Raw genomic sequence first — 22,926 nt, 5'->3', positions numbered from 1 at the left:
GTTGTCAATGAGCGCCGCATTATTTGAACAGTTTCGCAAAAATCTCGCCGTTAAAAATTCTGAAGAAATTTCTGGTCGGTATCGTAAAATCACGACGCGGCTGAACAAAGATTACTGGGGAACAGATGAAGAATACCTGCATTGCCTCCAGGTGGGCTCGTACGGACGCAAAACAGCAATCGACGGTGTCAGTGACCTTGACATGGTATTTGAGCTTCCATGGTCGGTCCACGACCGGTTCGTCAAACGCCAGGGCAACATTCAATCTGCGCTGCTCAGCGAAATTCGAGACTGCCTGAAAGTTCTCTACCCTACTACTGACGTTTACGCTGACGGCCAAGTCGTTGTTCTGCAGTTCAAGAACTACCGAGTTGAAGTGCTACCGACCTTTGTTGAAGAAGACGGTAGCTATAAGTTTCCCGACTCGAACGATGGGGGCTCGTGGTGCTGGTGCTGGCCCCGTGACGAGATTTCAGCTGTCCAGGAAGTACACGACCGCTCGAACCGTCATCTGAAACGTATATGCAAGATGGTGCGTGCCTGGAAGAATAAGCACGGCGCACCGATGGGTGGCATGCTAATTGACACCCTCTGCTATAACTATTTCAAGGCAAACAAACAATATGATGCGAAGGGCTACGCATCGTACCCTGAACTCGTACGGGATGTCTTTTCACACTTGGCTAATCAAGACGAACAAGATTATTGGCTGGCGCCTGGTAGTAAAGACAGGGTGTACCCGAAAGGGAAGTTCCAAAAAAAGGCGAAGAAAGCCGCTGCGAAGTGTCAGGAAGCCTTAGATAGTGATAAAGAGAAAAGCAAAGAACGGCTCTGGAGGGAGGTCTTCGGCTCGTCGTTCCCACGCTTGGAAGCCAAGAGCGAGTCCTTGGCTAGTCGCAGCGACTCCGCGGCGAGCACAGAAGAGTTCATCGAACAGAAATTCCCTGTCGACGTCCAGTATGACTTACAGCTCGAGTGCGACATCACCTATCAGGGAGCCTTCGAAAAGCGGCTTCGTTTCCTGGAGGCGGTGTTCCCCATCCACATTGGGCGTAAACTACGATTCGATGTAGCGAGCTGCAATGTGCCAGCGCCGTACAGCCTCCACTGGAAGGTTAGGAATGTGGGAGCTATCGCTGAGAAACGCGGTATTCGCGGACAAATCTTTAACGACGATGGTTCACAGCAGCTGACTGAAACGACGAGCTTTCCTGGGCCGCACTACGTTGAGTGCTACGTGGTCAAAAACGGTGTATGTGTCGCTAGAGACCGAATTGGTGTCCCTATTCACGGCACTGAACTGGACGCGGAATGACGTATTTTCTGAAACGTTACCGAACTATGCTCCTTTGACGTCGCAATGTTTCGCTTGGCCAGTTGAGCTGTAGGCGTAACCAGTCGTGACTCAGACTGGGCCCTCTCCCTTATCCCAGAGCAAAAAAAAGCCTGACTTCCTGCATGTTTCGCGCAAACACTTGTGACAGCTGCGTACAGACAACAGGGCGAACCCGGATACTCGCCTTCCGCCGTTAGTCGACTACCGCGAGCATCGTTGCGTCCAATCGCCTCCGCAGCGGACCACATCCAAAGCAGACGAGTCCACGGCCAGGTGGCGGCATAGCCGTGCCAGCGCAACCCATCCCGCTATTCTACGTAGCTCACCGCGAGCGCGTCGGCATCGAACAAGCCTAGAACTCGGCACAGCAACCGTCTGCAACGTCACCGGTTTGGTTGCTGTGCTCGGTCGCCTAGAGGCTAGGAGGCCTAATGTTCATGGGCGCTCAGCCCCGACCGGGACAGTCCGAAAGCCGCCGCTCGACACATTAAGCAGGCGAACGAAGCATGTGAACCCGCCGCATATAAATCGATTGTCTACATAAGCATGCCGTCAACTTCACCACGTGGCGAACCAACTTTGCAGCATGCGTGGAAACCATCATTTAGCTAGATAGGATATCGAAAATGCAACGTCCCCGAGAGTATGAAGACCTCATCTCCAAAAAGTTTTTCAAGGTGGGCCCTACAACGGCAGGGGCAGCGGACGCGTTTCTAAAGAACGCTCAGAACTATTTGCATGCGTGCAAGCTCCTACAAGAAGGCTTCCCAGTGCCGGCATTCTCGCTAGCGTACGATGGATTGTCCCAACTATTTCAGGCCATCTTTGAGCATTACAAGGTACAAGTAAAGCCAAGTTTTCGTAATAGGGCTACGCAGGTCATTTGCAGAGAGCTCGGTATGCACATCTCAGACCAGTGCTTTGTCAGTACAATTCATGAGCGGCGCAAGCAAACATCCTATCAATCTCCCTTTCCACCGGCCCTTCCATACGAAATCGAAAATCTGGTACGAATACTCGAAGCGTATATCCCGAAAGCGTACAAAGTTCTAAATCGGCCACCCTCGAGTACCCAAGCTTGACTACTATGAGCGTTCAAAGATAGCGCTAAAATGCCTCTGGTTGCGGTAGCAATCAGAGGCTGTTCTATTGCTGAGACTCGATTCTCGTTTTCCAATTACAGCAAGCCGGCGGACTGTCGCTAAAAGCCCGGCCGAGCGAGTAAGCTACGCGTTACCTTTTGGAACGATACTGGCTACTTTTCCTAGCTCAGCCAGCTCTTTTACGAGCTTGGCATTTGTTGCAGTGGCAATAGCGGCCGCCTTTTCCGCTTTAGCTCGAGCTGTGAAATGCTCAAGTACCTCAGACTTGTAGAGGTTAAGCTGGTGGGACAGCTCTTTTTTATCCGCCCTCAGCCCGGCGTTAAGTTCGGTATATGTCGTGGGAGTAGTATTCTTTGCAACCTTTGCATCTTGAATTTTCTTTCTGATGCGGGGGTACCGACAATCCTTTTTACCTATCAAAGTCCTTGAGTGCCCGGCTTCGAGAGATACAGTCGACGGGTTAAGCCCCAGCTTTCCACAGATAGCACGCTTCCTTAACTGCTTATTTTTTGGTTCTCCGTCTTGTATTCGAGCAATAGAATCGAGAAAATCTTGCTCGATGGCATCAATTGGCGGTTCCTCTGGCCGTCTTTTAGGCATCTACTTTCTCCAGTTCAAGTGCAATTTTGGAATCTATCTCGTACATACTCACACCTAATTTTTTAAGGATTGCGCGAGCTTGATTAGCTCGGAACTCAATCGCCCTATGCTCAGATGCAACGCCTCCTCGCTGCGCGCTCTCGACCGCTAATGACAGGGCATAGCCCACATATCGGTCAACCCAAAACTCTCTATGGCTCCTGTCCATCACAGCGTTCGCGCAACCGGCGCATAGGTTGGGCTCCCGAGTTTCGAAGTCCGGTTGATGTCGAATCCAAATTGGTGTCTCGTTCTCGTCGTGGCACCGCATTTCGCTGCGCTTGAGCGGCGCACACGTGGCGTAGGGAGAAAAAAACATCTTGATTTGGTTCCCGTCCACCCACTCTACTGTCCTGCTCCACCGCTCAGAAACAGCCAACCCAGCCAGCTTTTCTCGCAGCTTCTGAGCCTGGCTTTCGAGATGCTCACCCATTCGACCAGCGAAAACGGAGTGTTGATTGATTAAATCAAAAATTGCGTGATTAGTCCGTTGACGACTAATCGAGTCCAGCGCATCGACAAGGACAGGGTTTTTACCGATATACCCCCCTTCCGTCATTGCCAAACTGACGTGGTGGAACTGCATTTGAATCACCGGTAGCAGCCGGGAATCACATGCCAATGTAAAGTTGGCCCAGCTTTTGCGAAGCATGTGCGTCGTAAATATGCCGCCTTTGCTTTCACGCCATCGTACTAAGTCGTTATCACTAATCTTACGTGCGCTCTCGTCAGGCAAACTAGAAAGGTCCACGCAACGCTCCAGAAAGCGCTTCATGGCCCTACGTACACCATCACCTTTCATATTGGTCAGCGGCGTCGAGGGTCGCGGTAGAGTCATGCCTGCCCGCGCGGCCAAAACCAACTTGGTGGTCTTCGCTGCCGCTCGCCAAGGTGTAAAGAGCTTGTTTAAGACCACCAGCGCCCGGATAGCCAGCGGGATGTCCGTGCTTCCCATTGGCCGCATGCCCAGCACCCAGTCGACTTCGCAAGGTACGCCCTCCTTGGTCTTCGACAGTTCAGTCCGGATGACAAACCATTCGTATAAGCCTGTAAGACTCGTTTCCAAGCGAACGCCTTTAGGCAGCCCAGTCTTCTCGTCGATGCCCTCTTCAATGCCACATAGTTCGCTGACACGCATACCCGACACGCCTTGAACGATGACCATTGCGGCGTCGCGGACAGAATCATAGCTTTCCCGCATCTCGACCATGGCAGCACTATTTTTAGTAGCAAAGGGTTTACGCCACGGCTGGGCTTCTCCCGACGCAGCGGAAAATGAAAATTCGCGCAAAAATTTATTTTCTGCCCTCAATCGGTCTTTCTTGGCCTTCCCCTGCGCCCGGTCGTCGTTACTCGATATTTCGAAAACCGCAAGAAGCCGAACTACGTCATCGGCCGGGGCACCGAGCCAGCGGGTGGCTGAGTTGAAAAGAGGAATAGCGACCTCGTCTGGCAACGGCATAACCCAGCCTTGTGCCTTTGTCGCCAATTTGAGGGCAATCGAATGCGCCCCTTTACCGTCAAAAGGATGGTGGGACAGCGACTCAAAATTAAAGAGTTTCAGGTGAGCGCGCTGGTCCCACAAGCGCATAAGGGGAGCGAGGGCCCTATCGAAAACGGCAACACCAATACCCTCGTCATCCGCGTCTTCATAGTGCTCCCGGGCCGAAACAAAGGAAGGCAGGTCGCTAATATACTGCTCAATGAGAGGCGGCGACAGCTCGTCGGGAGTCTGAATGCCTCGCGCTGACATCCATGACAGAAAGACGTTCAGCTCGTTTTGAATACCGCCGATTGCACCTGGGCTAGGCGCTCTTCCCTTCGCGGGGAGAGTAAGAATAGACAGGACTAATATTTTCGCCCAAGCAAGTCGAACGGTATGACGCTTATTCGTTAATTGCGAGTCATCAAACAGCGTCATAGCCCAGTTGATGGTACTCGTAGCGTTCCTGGAGCCATTGGTAAAATTCGTAAATATCCAACGAACATCTTTGAACTGGCTGTGTTCGCTCACCCAATGGTCTGCTAATTCGTCTGGTGTCAGCTCGTGCAGGTTCATTAATTTCAAATGCGCCTGTTTACCGTCGACTACCAATTCAGGGCTTTTTTTCATCGAGTATTTTTCCTTTTATCCGACAAGCGGGAGCCGCACAACTACCTGATGTGACTGCAAAAGTACATTTTCCGGAACGAGAGCAAGCAACGCTCGAAGGTCACTCAAAACCGGCGCCCACCGCCTAAGCCAAGTTTTCGAGCTCATAATTCCCTGACTTTTGAAAATCGCATCCACCAGCGCGGTGTAAAAGGCAACGCTATCTGGGTCTCGAGGGAACGCACCTGCAAGAGGACACGCAGGGCAACCGCCATAATCGTTGCAAAGTCGCCCAGGTAACTGATTGGGCCGCGGGCTGTTGAACGGGTCTACGCACATAAAACCTGGGGTTGCCGCCCCTTTGTCTGCCAGCGCGGTCCGTATACGTGGGTCTACTCTGCCTTCGCTATCAAACCATCGTTCTCGCAGCAAAAGAATCTGGCCGATGCGTTCGCGGTACTCTTTTCTTATTCCGTCACTGGTGTAATGGGTCCAGGTAGTCCGCACGCTTCCATGGTTCCCAACTCGAGCCGCAGCTTCCAAGCTGCCGTCAAGCGTTTGGACAAGATTTAGTACTGTCGGTCGCAACTGCGAGAGCGTGAATCGTCTGAGCCTATTATTTTTAACAAAACTTTCTAGGCTGAATTTCCAAACTGAATCGTGACTCGGCCCCTGAAACGTAGAACCCAATCTACCCCAACTTTTTGGGTTCTTAACGCGAGTCTCCTGTAGAAAGATAAAGATAAAATCTTCATGTCCTTTTGCTACAAATGGTCTGATGCGCGCGGTATAATTACGCAACAACGTTAGCATTCGGGACAGACTTATCGAGGAACTGACCCCGGCATTGGGGTCCAGAAGACGCACCAGGTTATCTGTCGCGCGGTCTTTTACCCCGATAATTTCTATCATTGGGATGCCAGCGACATCCTTTTGCATGTCGATATTTTCCCATTTAAGCCAGAGAGCAGTGTCCGGATTAAAAACAGCCGTTATGGTAATTAGTATGGCGAAAGCAGCCAAGTCACGACTGGATGGATGAAAATATCTCGAAAGGTCAATACCTCCGTGCTCTTTTGCTAGACGTCTCATTGATTCCGAGAGCGCGTGATTTTCCTCGGCAACAATTGATATTTCGGGAACTATTCCGGGATACAGGACATTCAGCGTCGCAAGCGCCGTATCGAGTTCAAAAAAAGTTTCATTTGAAGAGCCAGCAGAAGCCTCGGCATAAGCTAGTTTCCGCCTTCCGAAATCGATTAGCTTCAGTCCGCTAAGGTACCGTGCTTCGATAGCCAATACCTCTCGTTCGGCTGCCTCCATAACTTTAAGCAACTCATCTAACGACAATACTTCCGTGGGAACTATGGTCTTAATGGCGCCGGCGGGTCCGGCAGGTACGCGCGCAGCAATTCTTCTGGCCACTTGGGCGAACGGCCCAGTTGTTAGCGAAGCTAACACGTTCCTTACGGAACCCAGATAGCTCGAAACTGTTCCTCCTGCAAGCGCTTTACCACTTCGTCCTTTTTCGAGATTAAGATGAGAACGATAAGCCAACAAAACTGAATCATTGATATCTTCTGGCTGAAGATTTGCCCCGTGGGCCAGACGGACGAACTTAAAAAATCCTAGTTTCAAATCGCCTGCTACAGTACGGGAAGTTCCCGGCTTCTGCGCGGCACAGTAGGCAAGGAATGCTGGCCCAAACATCGGCAATAAATTTGGAAAATCCAGCATGAAGCTGATATCAATGCGGCTCGGCTCTAGGCCTCCTTGTTGCGGGATGACCGCATGGTAGGTAGGCCGACTGGACTTCTGATGAATACCATGTTCCAAGCGCCTCATCGGCAACTCTGGAACATAGCCCCTAGCTACTTTTCGTCGAGCGGCTTGGACGGCTACACTGGCACCAGCGCTTGCTTTAGCTGTCCTTTTGCTCATGCAAGGCCAAGCGAACGATGCAAACTAAACAGGCCTGGCTGCGAGCCAAAAATTTGGACATGCGCCAGATAAGTATTGATTGTGGTCTTCAACCTGGCATGACCAAGCTGAGCTTGAATTTTCTTCCACGGCTCAAGATTCTTATTTTTGACTTCAATGTGGTAAGTATAAACTGCATAGGTATGACGAAGGTCATGAATACTATAACGAGCCACTTTTTGCAGATACTTTTCCCCTGTATCAGGGTCGGTCTTTTCCTCAATCTCAACCAGGCCAACAGCGAGACACGCGCGCTCGACCATTTTCTGAATTGCCCCGCTCGTTATTGAATTTCCTTCACCGTTATTTGAATTCAGATGACCCAAGAGAAGCTGAGTTTGAATTTTTCGGGAAGGTGTTTTCCGTTTCGCAAGAGCCCGTGCGCGCTCAGTATCGATATACGCGATAGCATCAAGCACTAGCCAAGTTGGAATTGCGACTTGTCTAACGACGTCGCCTTTGCCGACGATTGTCAGTTCCAGGTCTACGTAAGGCGTTGTTGGGTCAGGATTAAGATTGAGAAATTGCAGCGTTGTAAGCTTAGTAATCTCTGCAACTCTGAGACCTACATAAACGCCAATATCGAAAATAAGCCGGTCTCTGCAGTTACGCATATCACCGTTACGCTGGCTCGCTTGCGGTCCAACATAATTCAAAAGTGCTCTGAGGTCGTCAATCCTTAGACAGCGTATCTTTTGATTCCTGCCGACTTTGGGAAGGGTCCGGTCGCGTAGCCGAACTTTTGCCGTCCGTGTATGAGCCAATGCGTCTTCATCTAATCCAAAGTTCCCAGCTTCACTGTCGTCGGATACGTCACCGCCGTTTCCAATGTCACCGAAATACCAACGCTTGCGAGCTGCGTAAGCATAGAATTGCCTTACGACGACCATCGTATCGCGAATGCCCTTTGGTCCGTAAAGTTCGCCTGTATGAGGTGATACAGAACCTTCGAAGTCGTCACGAAAGTCTGTCCGGTCTACAGACGTCGCACTTCTCCAGTCTTTATTCAGTGCTTGGCAATACTGAAACCAAGTTTTGAGACCGTAAGCTGCCTTTTCCCATGTATGGGCGGAACGTGATGAGCCCGCGTTGACAAACCGGTCGTAGAGGAAGCCGGTCGGCTCCTCAAACAACGTCACTTCCTTGTCAGTTAGTAAGAATAAACCGGGCTGGCCTGTAATCGCCGTTGGGCGGTAGCCACGTTCGATGAACAGCTCAATTTGACCGTCCAAAAAAGTGTTCACGGACACTTCTCTCCCCCTAAAAACTTCTGAACACAGTTCAGCTGACCCAAGACACCGCTCCCTATAGAATCAGAGAACACATGAACACTTTTTCATGTCCAAATGTAACTGATGCATTGTGGAGTGTCAACTCACGGCTCAGAGGGAGGATGAGGTCCTGTGCTATGTCCACATAACATGCTCGCAGCCGCGATACGGATTGAGAGAAACATTGAACGGAATGTCGGGCGACGCGTTACGACTGAGGATGCTTTTGGCAACTTCGTCGACAACTTCCGTCTTGAGACGAGCGCTGTCGGCGCCGTCTTCGCTCTCCATTGCCCAGCCGTCGTCCACGCGCTCCCGTTTCTCCAGCTCGTAGCGGCCCTGGAGATTGCTTGTGGCCCCCCGTCCCTTTACCACCTGAATCGGTTGCAGTCGAACTTCACCGGAATTTGCAGTGTTCATAGCGCCAGCCCTCGAAATACTGGATATATATACAGTTATATCGGAGTGTAACCAAGGCACCCGGCGTTTGCAACCGACTCTTGCACCATGTGTGGGGAGTTGGCGACGAACGAATGCAGACCTTGCCGATCTGCCAAGACAAGGCGCAGGTAACGTGGACTTAAGGCAGAACAAGAAGCTCGATCGTCAGCGGCGCGTAGCCGAAGCGCTGGTGGAAGGCACATGGCGTCGTGACTGCGTTCCCATATGGAGCAGGCTGACGTACTCCTTGACGCTGGCGTCCCAGTCCCCTTCCGCGGCGTCCATCGATGTGAAACAGAGCGCTTCGTTCGTTCCCATGACCGCGTTCTTGCGCATTGCGAGCACCGACTCGTTGACCTGGCGCCGCATGCAGGCGGCGTCGACTTCGACCGTCACCACGGCTTCCCACGCGTCCGGGGCGGCGGAGGAAACCCTGACGGGGCAGCGTTCGGGCTCGGGCGTCCTGCTGGTTTCCTGGTCCAGGCGCACCCGGTAGCCGGACTCGCTCTGCGCGCGGAATGCCTCCCTGTCCTTGACCCGGTAGCGCCGGTCGTCCTCCCGCGGCAGCGTGGCGAGCGCCGGATCGGGGTCGGGCTCGCGCGGATAGACCAGCTGTGCGCGGCACGGGGCGCCCGTGAGCAAGGCGGTCGTCAGCCACTGTGCCTTGGCAATCAGGATGCCACCGAGGTTTTCTCCCTCGCTGCCGTAGTCGTCCCCGCGCATGGCGTTGCGGAAGGCCAGGTAGTCGGCCTCGCGCCCGCACGCATTCGTGCGGATGATGACGTCGGCACGCTCGGAATACGAAGCCTGCACCTTCGCGGCGGTGTCGGGGGGCGGCGGGAACCGGACCACTTGCGCGGGCGCGCGCAAAGGGCAAAGCAGCAAGTGGAGAACCGCGAGCCACGCCGGCAACGCATGCCGCGCAGACAGCACAAATCTCGCAACGCCGCAAGAGAGCTTCATCGGAACGCTCCGTGGCCCTGTTCATGTCGATGCATCCGCCCACGCATCCTGGAGCTTGCGGAGAACGCGAAGTTCGCGCGCAAGGCCAGTCACCAGCCGATTTCCTGGAACATGCATGGCCCGGCGAACCAAGACCGTAAAGATGGGTCGAATCACAAACCGGTGCCCGTTGGCGCCGATGCGGGCGCATGGTCCCCGAAGTGCCTGCCATTCGATTGATGTCAACCCGGGAGGTCGCTTCATGGACAACAGCTACCGTCGCTATGGCCCCGTGTGCTGCGGGTCGCAAAATGCCGTCTGGTCGGACTTCTGCGCCGTCGCCGCCAGTCCCGAGCTGCGCGAAAAACTCAGGACCGAACTGGCCAACGCGCGTTCCAGTCTGGGCGGCGTACTGGGTAGCGTGATGGGCCTGAGCCGCGTCCCGCGGCCCCTGGGATTCGACGATGGCGTCATCATTCCGCCCGATCAGTTCCCGCTCGGCACGTCAATGCGTTCGATCCGGTCTGCGGCGGCGGAGCGCGCGCCCTTGCGCGGTACGCTGCGCGTCATCGTCGTGCTGGTCCAGTTTTCCGACCGTACGTTCGGCAGCAGCGCCGCGCATTTCGACGACCTCTTTTTTTCCGCCGGCGTCATGCCGAACGGATCGGTCGCCGAGTACTACCGCGACGTGACCGGCGGCCTGGTCGATATCGCCGGCGAGGTGGTCGGCCCGTTCACGATGCCGCAGACGCTGGCATGGTATGCCAACGGTAACTTCGGCATCGGCCGCCCCACCGGCACGGTGCGCGCCCCCATCATGGCGCAGGATGCCGCCGCCGCGGCGAATGCAAGCGTCGATTTCGGTGGCTACGACAACGACGGCAACGGCTTCGTCGATGCCTTCATCGTGGTGCACGCCGGTTCCGGCGGCGAAGAAACGGGTGATCCGGGCGACATCTGGTCCCACAAATACGTACTGCCCGCGGCGATGGCGGCCGATGGCAAGCAAATCTACGCCTACCTGACGATCCCGGAGGACGCCAAACTGGGTGTGTGCGCGCATGAACTGGGCCACCTGCTATTCGGCTTCCCGGACCTGTATGACACCGATAATACGTCCGAGGGCATCGGCAACTGGTGCCTGATGGCCGGCGGATCGTGGAACGGCGGCGGCGATATTCCCGCCCACCCGAGCGCCTGGTGCAAGATGAACCAGGGCTGGGTGACGGTCAACAACGTGACCGGCAGCAGCACCTTGTCGATCCCGGACGTCAAGACCTCGCGCAACGTCCACCGCCTGTGGAAGAACGGCGCCGGCGGCAACGAGTACTTCCTGATGGAGAACCGGCAGCGCAGCGGCTTCGATGCAAAGTTGCCCGCCGACGGCCTGCTGATCTGGCACATCGATGAAGCACAGACCGGCAACACCGACGAGAATCATTACAAGGTGGGCCTGGTCCAGGCCGACAACCTGCGCGACATGGAAATGGACCGCAACCGGGGCGACGCGGGCGACCCCTACCCCGGCTCGGCCGGCAACACCAGCTTCACCGGCAGCAGCTCGCCAAATTCGAATTCGTATGCCGACCAGGCGACGTGTGTATCGGTGACGCAAATTTCGGCGCCCGCCCCGACCATGACGGCGAAGGTCGCGGTGACCTGCAAGGCGATCTCCAAGGAACTCAAGGACGCCCGCAAGGAGCTGAAGGACGGCAAGGAGTTCTACAAAGACTTGAAGGAGTTGCGCAAGGAATCGAAGGAGCTGTCCAAGGAGCGCAAGGACCGGAAGGATCGGTTCGAAGGCAAGCACTGGTCGGAGCGCCCGGGGGGCATGGGCGGCATGGGCGGGGTCGACGCGGGCGCTTCGCAATACGGGGACAACGCGCTGCTCCAGCAGCAGGTCGCCATGCTCGAAGCGCGCCTTGCCGCACTCGAAATGGGCCAGGGCGCCCCTTCTGCCGAGCCATTCATCGGGGCGGAGCTGCGGCCGGACCTGGCCGGCCAGGCACAGCCCGACCAGGCCGCTGCCGAACTGCAGCAGCGCATGGCCGCCGGTGACCGCGATGCCAAGAACGCGTTCGATAACCTGCCCCCATGCACCTCCTGATCCTTGCGCACGCGCTGGACGCAGGGGCCCACGCTGTCGCCGCCCTCATGGCGCCCGCCCTGGGCCTCCACCTGACGGTGCTGGGTCCGGAGTGGCTGGGCGAGGCGCGCTGGTCGCAGCGGATCGATGCGCGCGGGAGCGCCCATACGCTGCTGCACTGGCACGGCGGCGCCCAGCTTGACGGCAGCCGCGTCGGGGTGGTGTGGAATCGCATCCGCCTGTTGCCGCAAGCGGCCTTCCGGGCCAGCGCCGCACGGGACCGGGACTATGCGGGCGCCGAGCTGCAGGCCATGGTGGCGAGCTGGCTGGCCGAACTGGGCGCACGGGTGGAGCCCCCCATGCGCCGCCACGCGGCTGTCACGCCGGTGCTGCACCACCTGCATTGGGCCGCTGCCGCCAGCCGTTGCGGGCTCGTCCTGGCGGGCGCCGGACCGGCGCCGGCGGAAGCATTTTCAGTGCTGCGCACACCGTTGGAGTTGTGTGCGAGCGTCGGCGCCGCGTGGCCCGCGCCATTCGAGCGCGCCTGTCATGCGATGGCCGGGGAACTTGGCTTCGCCCTGTTGTCGCTGGGGTTTGGCGGCACGCCGGCCGCACCGCTCCTGTGCCGCGTCGACACGCATCCGGTGCTGTCGTCGCCGCGCGAGGCGCAGGCGGTGGCGCGTTGGCTGCTGCAGCGCGTCGAGGCCGCTCCAGGTCCGGCTGCGCCAGATGCCGGGAAGGCGCCGGCATGATCGTCATCTTCGGGCGCGAGGACGACCCACCGATCGCGCTCGCGCTCGACGCCCTGCAGGAGCGCGGCCGGGATTACCGCCTCGTCGATGTGCGCGCACTCGATTGCGACGGCGTGGACATCGACGGCGGCGCTGCGGGACTTGCCGGTCGCCTGACGGCGGCCGGGCAGGCGCTCCCGCTCGATGCGGTCGGCAGCGTTTATGCGCGCCCCCTGTCGCCCGGACGGCAGTGGCGGGACCCCGGCGCCGCGCAGCGCGCGAACCTGCGCTTCGACACCTTCGTCGGCTGGCTCGACGTCACCCCTGCCCTGGTGGTCAACCGGCCGCGCGCCATGAACTCGAACAATTCGAAGCCGATGCAGGCGCAGTGGATCGGCGCCGCCGGCTTTGCGGTGCCCGAAACGCTGGTCACCAGCAGCGCCGACGAAGCACGCGCGTTCTGGCGCGCACACGGACGGGTCATCTTCAAGTCGATCAGCGGCGTGCGTTCCATCGTGCGCGAACTCGATGAGGCCAGCGCCGGCCGGCTTGACCTGATCCGCGACCTGCCGGTGCAGTTCCAGGCCTGGGTGCCCGGGATCGACCTGCGGGTACACGTGGTGGGCACGCGCTGCTTCGCAGCCGAGATCGAATCGAGTGCGACCGACTACCGCTATGCCCGCGGTAGCGAACACACACGCCTGCAGGCGCGCCAGCTGCCCGCCGACGTCGCCCGGCGCTGCGCGGACCTCGCGCAGTCGCTGGACCTGCCGCTGGCGGGAATCGACTTGCGGCTGCGGCCCGACGGGGAGTATATTTGCTTCGAAGTCAACCCGATGCCGGCCTACAGCTACTACGAATCCGAGACCGGCCTGGCGATCAGCCTCGCACTGGCCGACTTGCTCGCCAGCGCTTTTTGAGTACACACCAACCATGCAAGCCATCGACAACCTTACCCGTTTACGCGGCAAGATCCTGAAGCGGGCGCCGCACCCTGCGCGTGCCGGTTACGACCTGCTCACCTTGCAGGTGAATGAGGCCATGCCCGTGCAAGAGAAGGCAGACCTGCTGGGCCGCCATGCGGGCGCGCAACTGGATGTCGCGGTGCGCAGCGAATTGCTGCAGGATGCCGCCGCGACGCCAGGCGCCCTGGTCGACCTGCGTGCCAGGATGACGCCGGACGGCGCCATGGCAGAGCCGCATCCGGAGCCCGGCAACTTCGTCATCTCCGCGGGATGATCCGGGAAGCACGCCAGGCCCTCTGATTCGCCATCGCCCGGCCATGGTGACGCCGGCCTGCACCCAATGCCAGTCACTTAAGCGAAGCCGTTGCCACTTTCACTCGTTTTTTCGTTGGCATGCGCATAACGTACGGGGTCATTGAGGCCAGTGGCCTCAATGACGGGTTCACCGGGCATGCCCACGCGTTACGTACACATGCTCCGACCTACGGCTGTGGAAAATAGCTTGTACTGTGTCCGACCGCCATGTACCAAGCGTTCCTGGTCACCGGATATCGTGTGATCGAACGGTCCGCGTCACGTATGCAAGAGACGAACGTAACGCGTGGGCATGCCCACCCTACATTACGCGACAGCCGACGGGACGTAATGGCGGTGGGGCACAGAAGGCCAGTTTTCGGCTTAAGTGACCGGCATCAGGCCTGCGCCCGGACTCAGGCCTGCCGCGTGCGCGCAACACCTGCCGGCACGCAGGCCGCCTGCTGTTGCACGAAACCCTCGAAGGTATCGAATAGCGGCGCGACGGCGGCCATGCCGCTCCCAAGCTGTCCGAGTGCATAAGCGGCCGCTTCCAGGGTCGACAACTGGTCCGGCGCATGCGCCTTGCGGATGCGGTAGGCCGAGGCCGGCATGTCCTGCAGCGCCAGGCGCGGCAGGACATGCAGTGCCGGGTTCAGGTGCAGCATCTTGCGGCTTTTGCGCCAGGTGGCGTCGAGCACGACGAGACGCAGCGCATCCGGCGGCGGCAGGTTCCCGGCCGGCACAGCAAGGACGCCCGGCGTCTCGGGATACAGCAACACCGGCCTGCGCCCATCCGCATGCAGCAAGGCGTCCAGGGCCGCGTCATCGAAACGTTCGCCGACCGCCAGCACACTTCCCGCCACGCACAGGTGCAACAGGCGCGCGCTGTTCTTGGCATTGCCCACTTCGAGCGGATGCTGCAGGATCAACAGGGAAGCCTGCACGTGGACCGGCCGCACCCAGGCGCAGATGCAGGCGGACTGGGCACGCAGGCAGGTGGTACAGCAGGCGCGGCGGATAGCAGGATCGAGCGTCATCGGACAGGGCGCAAAAGGAGCAGATTGTAGCGCAACGCTACTCCTGCGCCACCAGGGCGCCCAGCAGGTTCACCGCCTGCGCGATGTCGTAGGGTTTGGCCAGGATCGGCACGCCGGGCAGCGCCACCCGGCGCTCGGTATAGCCGGTCGCCAGCACCACCGGCAACTCCGGCCAGCGCCGGCGCAGGGCGCGCGCCAGGTCGATCCCGCTCAGGCTCCCCGGCATGACGACGTCCGAAAACACGACGTCCACCTGCAGCCCGCCATCGAGCAGCGCCAGCGCGGCGTCGCCGCTTTCGGCCACGCGTACCGTGAAGCCGGCCTGGCGCAAGCCGCCGGCGACCGCCTCGCGCACCAGCGGGTCGTCTTCCACGAAGAGCACGCTGCCGCTGCCCTGCGCAACCAGCACCGGCGCCGCCGGCGCTTCCTGCACGGTGGGTACCGGGGCCGCATCGGCGCGCGGCAACCAGATGTGCACCCGCGTGCCGCGCCCGGGCGCGCTGTCGAGCGTCAGCAGTCCATCGGCCTGGGTGGCGAACGCATAGGCTTGCGGCAGCCCGAGTCCGGTACCCTGGCCCGGCGCCTTGGTCGTATAAAAGGGGTCGAGCGCGTGCGCGAGTACCTCGGACGTCATGCCGATGCCGGCGTCCGCCACCGTCAGGTGCAGGTAGTCGCCCGGCGGCAAGCCCTGCGGCGGCGCGGCGAGGGCCGCGTTGCGCGCGCTGATCCGGAGCACGCCCTCCCCCTCCATGGCATCGCGCGCATTGATCGCCAGGTTCAGCAGCGCCAGGTCGAATTGCAGCGGTTCCACCGTGACGGGCCACAGGCCGGCCGTGAAATCCGTGTCGATGGCAACCGTTTCGCCGACGGCGCCGCGGATCAGCTGCAGCGCGCTTTCCAGCTGCAAGGCGGGATCGACCGTCACCAGCCGCCCTTCCTGCACCCGGCCGAAGGAACCGAGCTGGCCGGTGAGCTTGGTCGCGCGCCCGACGGTGCGCTTGCAGGTGTCGATCAGGGCCTGCAGCTTCGGCTCCTTCGCCTGCATCGCAGCCAGCTGCAGCGCCGTGGTGAGCGTTTGCAGCAGGTTGTTGAATTCGTGCGCGATGCCCGCCGTCAGGCGCCCGAGCGACTCCAGCCGCTGGCCCTTGAGCAGTGCGCCCTGCGCCTGTTCGGTGGCGCGGATCGCCTCGCTCACGCGTTGCTCGAGCTCGCGCTGGGCGCGCCCGATCTGCTTGCCGGCCTCGGTCATGCGGCGCGCGACATTATCGATTTCTTCGAGCCCGTGCGGGTGGTAGGGAACGTCGTCGCCGTTGCCGAGGCGGTCGGCGCAGCGTCCCAAATATTCGATCGGCGCCGTGGCCCGGTTCGCGAACCAGCGTCCGGCGGCCAGGGCCAGCACCAGCAGCACCGACATGATGGCGGCCAGCAGCGCCGCGGCCCTGAGCGGCACGCGGCGAATTTCGGCGGTCGGGATATTGATCAGGACCTTCCAGCCGGTGTTCGGCACGGTACTGACCAGGCTGCGCACCGGGATGCCCTCGAGCGTCTGGCCATCGAGCATCCGGGCGTTGCTGCCGGCGTCCAGGCGCCGCCGGGTCTCTTCGTGCAACAGCGTGCCAACGTACCGGGCGGGATCGCGCGAACGCGCGGCGATGCGCCCGTTGCGGTCGATCACGGTCGCAAGCCAGGTGGCGGGAAAATGCTGGCGGGTCAGCAATTGCTGGACGATGCCGACATCCAGCCCCAGCAGCAGGTAGTAGCGCACCTGGTGATCGATGCGCACCGGCACCTGCATCATGAAGTCGTAACGGCGTACCGGCGGCGCATAAAAGATATCCGATACCAGGGTGCCCGCCGCACCGAAGCGCCGCACCAGCTCCGGCAGGTTCGACGGATCGCGCCCGGGCACCGCCACGCCGAGCGGACGGCGCGTATTCAGCACGGTCTTGCCCGCCGAATCGTAGAGGATCGCCACCGCGCCGACGCCCTCGGCGGCGCGCCGGGCGTGCGCATAAAACTCGGCCATGTCGCCGTCGGCCAGCGCCGGCGAGGCGGCCAGCGTGCGCAGGATACCTTCCTGATGACGCATTTCGTTGTCGATGAGCAACGCGAACGCATGGCCGGTTTCGGCCATCACGCGCTCCTGGCTCTCCTGTTGCTCGACGTAGACATACGCCACCGCCACTGCCGCACCGATGAAGGCGGGCACGAGGATCGCGAGGACGAGCAGCAGCAGGCGGTTCCGGAATCGCATCGCAGCTCCTTATGACGGCCAGCCCGTCGCGCACTTGCGGCCGCGCCCCGCGCCCTGGCCGGTTTCCCTGGCAAGGCCAGCCCCAAACACCACTGCGGAATTGGCAATGTTTCCCGTTTGCCCAGCCTTTTTCTGCGCTGGACCGCCGCGTCTCCGGTGTTCTTTATTGATGTACATAAGCATCTTTGCCACACACAAAAATTTAACGCTGGAATTGCCGAAACGGATATTGCCGTGATCGGTCTAGGTGCCTAGAATCAATTTATTCCTTCAAGCAATGCTGTCGCACCGGCTGGATTCCAGAGTCTCCCATGATTAGAGTTCGTCCCTCTGTTCGCAAGATCACCGCCGCCCTGCTCGCCGGCCTGGCAATGCTGCCGGGCATCGCGATCGAGCAGGAACTCGAACTCGATTACCGGATGAACGAGCGCATCATGCAGGTGCCGGCCGGCTACGATAACCACGCGATGCTGGAAACGACCGTGTTCCGCCCGAACGGTCCCGGCCCCTTCCCCTTGCTCGTGATTAACCACGGCAAGGACCCGGGCCGCCCGAGCGCCCAGCCGCGCGACCGCTTCTATCACATGGCCGCCGCCTTCGTGAAGCGCGGTTATGCGGTGATGGTGCCGATGCGCCAGGGCTTCGCCAGTTCGACCGGACGCTACCGCGACCGCGGCTGCGACATGAAGGCCAACGGCTACCTGCAGGCCGAGGACATCCGCTCGACGCTCGAGTTTGCGCGCACCCAGTCGTGGATCGACAGCAGCCACATGGTCGTGGCCGGCCAGTCCTACGGCGGCCTGGCGACGATGGCGCTCGGCACCCAGGATGTGCCCGGCGTGCGCGGCCTGCTCAATTTTGCCGGCGGCCTGCGCGACGACAGCGACCGCTGCGCCTGGCGCTCGGCGCTGGTCTCCGCCTTTGCCCAGTACGGCGCCAACAGCAAGGTGCCGAGCCTGTGGATGTATGGCGAAAACGACTCCCTGTTCGGCCCCGACCTGGCGAACCGCCTGCACGCAGCCTATGCCCAGGCTGGCGGCAAGGCGCGCCTGGTCGAATTCCCTTCGTTCAAGCGCGATGCCCACGGCATGCTCGCCAGTCGCGACGGCGAAAAGATCTGGCTGGACGACACGGTGCGCTTCCTGAAGGGCGTCGGCATGCCGACCGAGGTGCTGTATAACGTGCCGCCGCGCCCGACCCCGCCGCGCACCGAGTTCGCCAAAGTGGACGATATCGAGGCCGTGCCCTTCCTCTCGGAAAACGGACGCCTCGCCTACGCCGACTATCTCACCAAGATGACCCCGCGCGCCTTTGCCGTCTCGCCGAGCGGCGCCTGGACCTGGGCCGAGGAAGGCGAAGCGCCGGATGCGCGCGCGCTGGCCACCTGCTCGGCGAAAAGCAGCGAACCGTGCAAGCTGTATTCGATCGACGACTACATCGTCTGGAACGGCAACCGCGTCGACGCCGCCGAGAAAGCCAGCATGACCGCGTCGATCGCGGCGCCGGCCGATGCCAACGCGCCGGGCGCGGTGGGTAGTACTGTTCCCGCGGCAAAATAATTCGCGGCGTCATAATTTGTTTCGTCAAGCCGGCGGCGCACGCTTCTGTTGCGCCGCCGGGCCCGTTCTCGCGCACGCTGGACCTGGCGCAAGCCCTACCTTCCCCCACGCTCCGACAATGAGGTAATCGCCCCCTCGGAGTGCGCCATGCCGCGTTTGTCCCGGATCCTGTTTGCCTTTCTTGCCCTGGTGCTGGCGCAGCTGGCCGGGAACGCCGGCGCCGCGAACAACGATCCGGTGGTGCTGGTGCACGGCTTCCTCGGCTTCGGTCCCGACCAGTTTCCCAACAGCGGCTTCCTGTACTGGGGCGGCCATGGCGATATCGCCGCCCACCTGCGCACTTACAAGGGACCGCACACGGTGTTTACCGCCACCGTCGGCGCGATCGCCAGCAACCGCGAGCGCGCGGCCGAACTGTATGCGCAAATCAAGGGCGGCTGCGTCGATTACGGCGCGCAGCACCTGGCGACCGGGGGCGCGGACAAGGCCGCCACATGCTGGGCGGCCGAACCGCGCCACAACCCGATGGGGTATCCGCCCGCCTTTTACCCGCACTGGGACGCGGACCACCCGCTGCACATGATCGGCCACAGCCAGGGCGGCACGACGATCCGGGCGCTCGTCGAACTGCTGGAACATGGCGACCCACAGGCGGGCAATGGCGAACTGTACCGGGGCGGCAAGAACGGCTGGATCCGCAGCGTCACCACGATCTCGACGCCGCACAACGGCACCACCCTGCGCGACGCCGTGCTCGACCTCCTGCCCGAACTGCGCTCGCCGCTGCGTGACTGGCTGCTGGCCGACCTCGCGAACTGGGAGCTCGCTCCCGACGGCGCCCGCAGCTTCAATGCCTGGGCGCGCACCTCGCCGCAGGTCTATTACTTTTCGATCGGCACGCAAGCGACCGAAGCGGGCGCGCCCTGCTGCAACGACACCGACCGCGCAATCGCGCCGCTGCAGAACCGCTATTACCAGTACCCGCGCACCGACATGTTCGCCTACTATAAAACCTATGCCGGGGAATGGATCGTGCCCTCGATGCTCCAGCACGGGATGGGCGGCTACACCCAGGATGCCCCGGGCCGGGTGCGCATCGACAGCTGCTGGTTCGCCAACGACGGCGTGGTCAATACAGTCAGCACGCGCGCGCCGAGCGGGCACCCGGTGCGCGATTTCGACGGCGTCCCGGTGCCGGGGACCTGGAATTTCCTGGGAACCTACCGCGGCTACGACCACTTCGACATCCTGGGCTGGGGGCAGCCGGGGCCGCCGGCGGCGCCGGTCTACGAGCGGATCAGCGATATCCTGTTTGCGCTGTGAACTGCGCCGGCGCAGTCCTGCTCAGGCCCGCAGCGCAAGGTCCCAGGCCTGCAACTGCGCCACAGTCGCCGTCGCCCCGCCGCAAACGATGACCAGCACCTCGTCGCACGCCGCCAGCGGACTATCCGCGCGCCAGGCCAGCGCCAGCGCGGCGCCGCAGGCCGGTTCGACGACCACGCGATGCTCGTCCATGAAGCGCAGGCAGGCGGCGACCGCCTCGGCGTCGCTCACCACGACCGGGGTGATCGGATGCGCGCGCGCCAGGTTGAACGCATGTTCGGACACCTTGCGCGCGCCGAGCGAGGTGGCGATGCTGGCAATCGCCGTCAGTTCGATCCGTTCGCCCGCTGCCAGCGACTGGGCATACGAATCCGCGCCCGCGGTTTCGACCGCGAACACGGGCACATCGTTCCAGCCCTGGCGGCGCAGCCCGGCCACCACACCGCTGAGCAACCCGCCGCCGCCGACCGCCAGCACTACCGCATCCGGCCGCACGCCCGCGCGCGCCACTTCGTCGATCATCCCGGCATGGCCTTCCCACAGCAGCGGATCGTCGAAGGGGTGGATGAAGGCGTCCTGCGGGCCGAGCAGCGATTGCGCGTGCGCGTTCGCTTCCTGGAAGGACAGGCCGTGCACGCAGACCTCGGCGCCTTCGCGCGCCAGCAGGGCGCGGGCGCGCTCGCTCGTCGTTTCCGGCACCACCACCATTACCGGCAGGCCGAGCCTGCGTCCGGCATGCGCGGCGGCCAGGCCGGCGTTCCCGCCCGAGGACGCGACAATGCGCCGCGCCCCGCGTGCCGCATGGACTTCGCAGGCGTGGCCGATGCCGCGCAGCTTGAACGAGCCGCCCGGCTGCAGCGCCTCCATCTTCAGCCAGACGCGTCGGCCCGGCCTGGCGCCGAAAGCGTTCGAGCACAGCAGCGGCGTCTCGATATGCAGGGCCATCGCGTCGGGCAGGTCAGGACGTCGAACGCAAGGCGCGCGCCAGGTCGGACAGGCGGTAGGGCTTGCCGACAAAGACAAAATCTTCCAGGTTGGCGTCCTCGAGCTTCAGCGCCGGCAGCGGATAGCCGGAGGCGAGGATGGTCTTCACATGCGGATAGTGCTCATGCGCATAGGTCGCCAGCTCGACGCCGTTCATGCCGGGCATGATGACGTCGGTGAACAGGATGTCGACCTCGCGCGTGGCCAGCATGTTCGTCGCTTCCAGGCTGTTGGAAGCCGTGACGACTTCGTAGCCCATGCTGATGAAGAGCGCGGAGGCCACGTCCATCAGGTCCGGTTCGTCCTCGACGATGAGTACCAGTTCGCTCGTATCCTGGCGGGCGCCGCCGTCCTGGCCGGTCGCGGCCGGCAGGAAAATGGTGATGGTCGTGCCTTCGCCGGGCGCGCTGCCGATCACGATCTCGCCGCCCGATTGCTTGATGAAGCCGTACACCTGGGACAGGCCGAGGCCCGTTCCCTTCCCCACTTCCTTGGTCGTGTAGAAGGGTTCGAAGGCGCGTGAAGCGGTCTCGGGCGACATGCCGGTGCCGGTGTCGGCCACCGTCACCCGCACGTAGGGTCCCGGCGCCAGGCCGCGCACTTCGCACTCGGCGAGGTCGACGTTGGCCGTTTCGATTTGCAGGTGGCCGCCGTCCGGCATGGCGTCGCGGGCGTTGACGACCAGGTTCAGGATCGCCGATTCGAAGCGCGCGCTGTCGATGACGGTGGTGCGCACCTGCGGCTCGAGCCGGACCTCGAAGTCGATCGATGCGTTCACCGCGCGCCGCAGGACCGATTCGAAACCGGAAATCAGGCGGTTCACGCTGCGCATTTCCGGCTGCAGCGGCTGCTGGCGCGCAAAGGCCAGCAGTTGCTGGGTCAGCGTGGCGCCGCGGTCGACCGCGCGCCGCATGCTGTCGAAGGTCTTGTTGTCGGAACCGCCGCCGCGTTTCAGGGCGAGCACCTCGAGGCCGCTGGCCAGCACCGACAGCAAATTGTTGAAGTCATGCGCGATGCCGCCCGTCAGCTGGCCGATCGACTCCATCTTTTGCGCCTGGAACAGGGCCAGGTTCGCTTCGGCCAGCGCAGCGTCGGCCTTCTTTTTCTCGGTCAGGTCGCGCGTGATCTTGGCAAAGCCGATCAGCTCGCCCATGTCGTCGCGGATAGCGTCGATGACCACGTGGGCCCAGAAGCGGGTGCCGTCCTTGCGCACGCGCCAGCCTTCGGCCTCGTAGCGGCCTTCGTGCGCAGCCGTGGCGAGCGCCCGTTGCGGCCTGCCGCCTTCGCGGTCTTCGTCGGTGTAGAAGCGGGAGAAATGCTGGCCGACGATTTCGTCGGCCATGTAGCCCTTGATGCGCTCGGCGCCGACGTTCCAGTTGGTGACCTCACCCTGCGGCGAGAGCATGTAGATCGCATAGTCGGTCACGCCCTGCACCAGCAGGCGGAAGCGTTCCTCGCTGGCGCGCAGCGCCTGTTCGGCCTGGCGCTTCGCGGTGACGTCGCGCGTGATCTTGGCGTAGCCCAGCAGCGTGCCCTGCTCGTCGTAGATCGGGTCGATCACGACGCTGGCCCAGAAGCGCGTGCCATCCTGGCGCATGCGCCAGCCCTCGGCTTCGTACTTGCCTTCGGCGAGCGCCGTGGCCAGCGCGCGTTCCGGCAGGTTCGTGGCGCGGTCCTCGGGCGTATAAAAGCGCGAGAAGTGCTGGCCCAGGATTTCCGGCGCCAGGTAGCCCTTGAAGCGCTGGGCGCCGGCGTTCCAGCTGCTGACGTGACCTTCCGGATCGAGCATGTAGATCGCGTAGTCGCTGATACCGGAAATGAGGTACTGGACGCGTTGCTCGTCGGTCAGCGGTTTCCCGGCGGCGGGTCGATTATTCATGGGACGA

At 61.2% G+C, this 22,926-nt stretch carries 16 protein-coding genes and 1 pseudogene; 7 read left to right on the top strand and 10 right to left on the bottom strand.

All coding sequences use genetic code 11. The features are described 5' to 3' along the window. Window positions 1–7 precede the first annotated feature (7 nt). A complete protein-coding gene (locus tag AC1MEM_RS11265) occupies window positions 8–1,315 on the top strand; it encodes a nucleotide-binding domain-containing protein (RefSeq protein ID WP_499477294.1) in 1,308 nt (435 codons plus the stop codon). Between the two features lie 1,247 nt (window positions 1,316–2,562). Here the strand turns inward: AC1MEM_RS11265 and AC1MEM_RS11260 are convergent. The 6 genes and pseudogenes from AC1MEM_RS11260 to AC1MEM_RS11235 all read right to left on the bottom strand — a co-directional run bounded on the left by AC1MEM_RS11260 (window position 2,563) and on the right by AC1MEM_RS11235 (window position 9,747). Further along, window positions 2,563–3,039: a hypothetical protein gene (locus AC1MEM_RS11260; RefSeq protein ID WP_499477293.1), complete on the bottom strand. Its 477-nt coding sequence runs from the start codon at window positions 3,037–3,039 to the stop codon at window positions 2,563–2,565. Then, window positions 3,032–5,191: an integrase gene (locus tag AC1MEM_RS11255; protein ID WP_499477292.1), complete on the bottom strand. Its 2,160-nt coding sequence runs from the start codon at window positions 5,189–5,191 to the stop codon at window positions 3,032–3,034. The genes AC1MEM_RS11260 and AC1MEM_RS11255 overlap by 8 nt, the downstream gene beginning before the upstream one ends. A 15-nt stretch (window positions 5,192–5,206) precedes the next feature. After that, window positions 5,207–7,015, bottom strand: coding sequence for a site-specific integrase (locus tag AC1MEM_RS11250; RefSeq protein ID WP_499477291.1), 1,809 nt, complete (start codon window positions 7,013–7,015; stop codon window positions 5,207–5,209). A gap of 92 nt (window positions 7,016–7,107) precedes the next feature. After that, window positions 7,108–8,394 (bottom strand): tyrosine-type recombinase/integrase, encoded by a 1,287-nt coding sequence (locus tag AC1MEM_RS11245; protein WP_499477289.1) that lies wholly within the window; start codon window positions 8,392–8,394, stop codon window positions 7,108–7,110. Between the two features lie 177 nt (window positions 8,395–8,571). Continuing rightward, window positions 8,572–8,841: pseudogene (locus tag AC1MEM_RS11240) on the bottom strand (PA0069 family radical SAM protein); the annotation flags it as partial. 186 nt (window positions 8,842–9,027) lie between these two features. Then, entirely contained in the window at window positions 9,028–9,747 is a 720-nt protein-coding gene (locus AC1MEM_RS11235; RefSeq protein WP_499477288.1) for a hypothetical protein, read from the bottom strand. A gap of 319 nt (window positions 9,748–10,066) precedes the next feature. Between AC1MEM_RS11235 and AC1MEM_RS11230 the strand changes: the two genes are divergently transcribed. Genes AC1MEM_RS11230 through AC1MEM_RS11215 form a run of 4 tightly spaced genes read left to right on the top strand, consistent with a single transcriptional unit; the run spans window position 10,067 to window position 13,860 of the window. Continuing rightward, window positions 10,067–11,911: a M6 family metalloprotease domain-containing protein gene (locus tag AC1MEM_RS11230; protein WP_499477286.1), complete on the top strand. Its 1,845-nt coding sequence runs from the start codon at window positions 10,067–10,069 to the stop codon at window positions 11,909–11,911. Continuing rightward, on the top strand, window positions 11,899–12,642 hold the full coding sequence (locus AC1MEM_RS11225) for a hypothetical protein (protein ID WP_499477285.1): 744 nt from the start codon (window positions 11,899–11,901) through the stop codon (window positions 12,640–12,642). The genes AC1MEM_RS11230 and AC1MEM_RS11225 overlap by 13 nt, the downstream gene beginning before the upstream one ends. Beyond that, window positions 12,639–13,541 (top strand): ATP-grasp domain-containing protein, encoded by a 903-nt coding sequence (locus AC1MEM_RS11220; protein ID WP_499477283.1) that lies wholly within the window; start codon window positions 12,639–12,641, stop codon window positions 13,539–13,541. Before AC1MEM_RS11225 ends, AC1MEM_RS11220 begins: the two co-directional genes overlap by 4 nt. Before the next feature lie 13 nt (window positions 13,542–13,554). Further along, window positions 13,555–13,860 (top strand): hypothetical protein, encoded by a 306-nt coding sequence (locus tag AC1MEM_RS11215; RefSeq protein ID WP_499477281.1) that lies wholly within the window; start codon window positions 13,555–13,557, stop codon window positions 13,858–13,860. Window positions 13,861–14,296: 436 nt separating this feature from the next. Here the strand turns inward: AC1MEM_RS11215 and AC1MEM_RS11210 are convergent, their stop codons facing one another. Next, window positions 14,297–14,920 carry a tRNA-uridine aminocarboxypropyltransferase gene (locus AC1MEM_RS11210; RefSeq protein WP_499477280.1) on the bottom strand — a complete coding sequence of 208 codons (624 nt, stop codon included), beginning with the start codon at window positions 14,918–14,920 and terminating at the stop codon, window positions 14,297–14,299. A gap of 37 nt (window positions 14,921–14,957) precedes the next feature. Further along, the gene (locus tag AC1MEM_RS11205; RefSeq protein ID WP_499477278.1) at window positions 14,958–17,174 is read right to left on the bottom strand and encodes a hybrid sensor histidine kinase/response regulator; all 2,217 of its coding nucleotides are present in this window, start codon (window positions 17,172–17,174) and stop codon (window positions 14,958–14,960) included. A gap of 311 nt (window positions 17,175–17,485) precedes the next feature. Here AC1MEM_RS11205 and AC1MEM_RS11200 point away from each other — a divergent pair, with 311 nt between their 5' ends. Then, window positions 17,486–18,733: a dienelactone hydrolase family protein gene (locus AC1MEM_RS11200; RefSeq protein WP_499477277.1), complete on the top strand. Its 1,248-nt coding sequence runs from the start codon at window positions 17,486–17,488 to the stop codon at window positions 18,731–18,733. A 147-nt stretch (window positions 18,734–18,880) separates the two neighbouring features. Further along, window positions 18,881–20,056, top strand: coding sequence for an esterase/lipase family protein (locus AC1MEM_RS11195; RefSeq protein WP_499477275.1), 1,176 nt, complete (start codon window positions 18,881–18,883; stop codon window positions 20,054–20,056). Window positions 20,057–20,077: 21 nt separating this feature from the next. Here AC1MEM_RS11195 and AC1MEM_RS11190 read toward each other — a convergent pair whose 3' ends face one another. Together AC1MEM_RS11190 and AC1MEM_RS11185 are read right to left on the bottom strand one after the other, a co-directional pair. Then, window positions 20,078–21,001: a pyridoxal-phosphate dependent enzyme gene (locus tag AC1MEM_RS11190; protein WP_499477273.1), complete on the bottom strand. Its 924-nt coding sequence runs from the start codon at window positions 20,999–21,001 to the stop codon at window positions 20,078–20,080. A 13-nt stretch (window positions 21,002–21,014) separates the two neighbouring features. After that, the gene (locus tag AC1MEM_RS11185) at window positions 21,015–22,919 is read right to left on the bottom strand and encodes a hybrid sensor histidine kinase/response regulator (RefSeq protein WP_499477271.1); all 1,905 of its coding nucleotides are present in this window, start codon (window positions 22,917–22,919) and stop codon (window positions 21,015–21,017) included. Between the last annotated feature and the right edge of the window lie 7 nt (window positions 22,920–22,926).

This window comes from Telluria sp. AIW5 (genome assembly GCF_056680575.1).
This window is presented reverse-complemented; position numbering and strand designations above follow the sequence as displayed.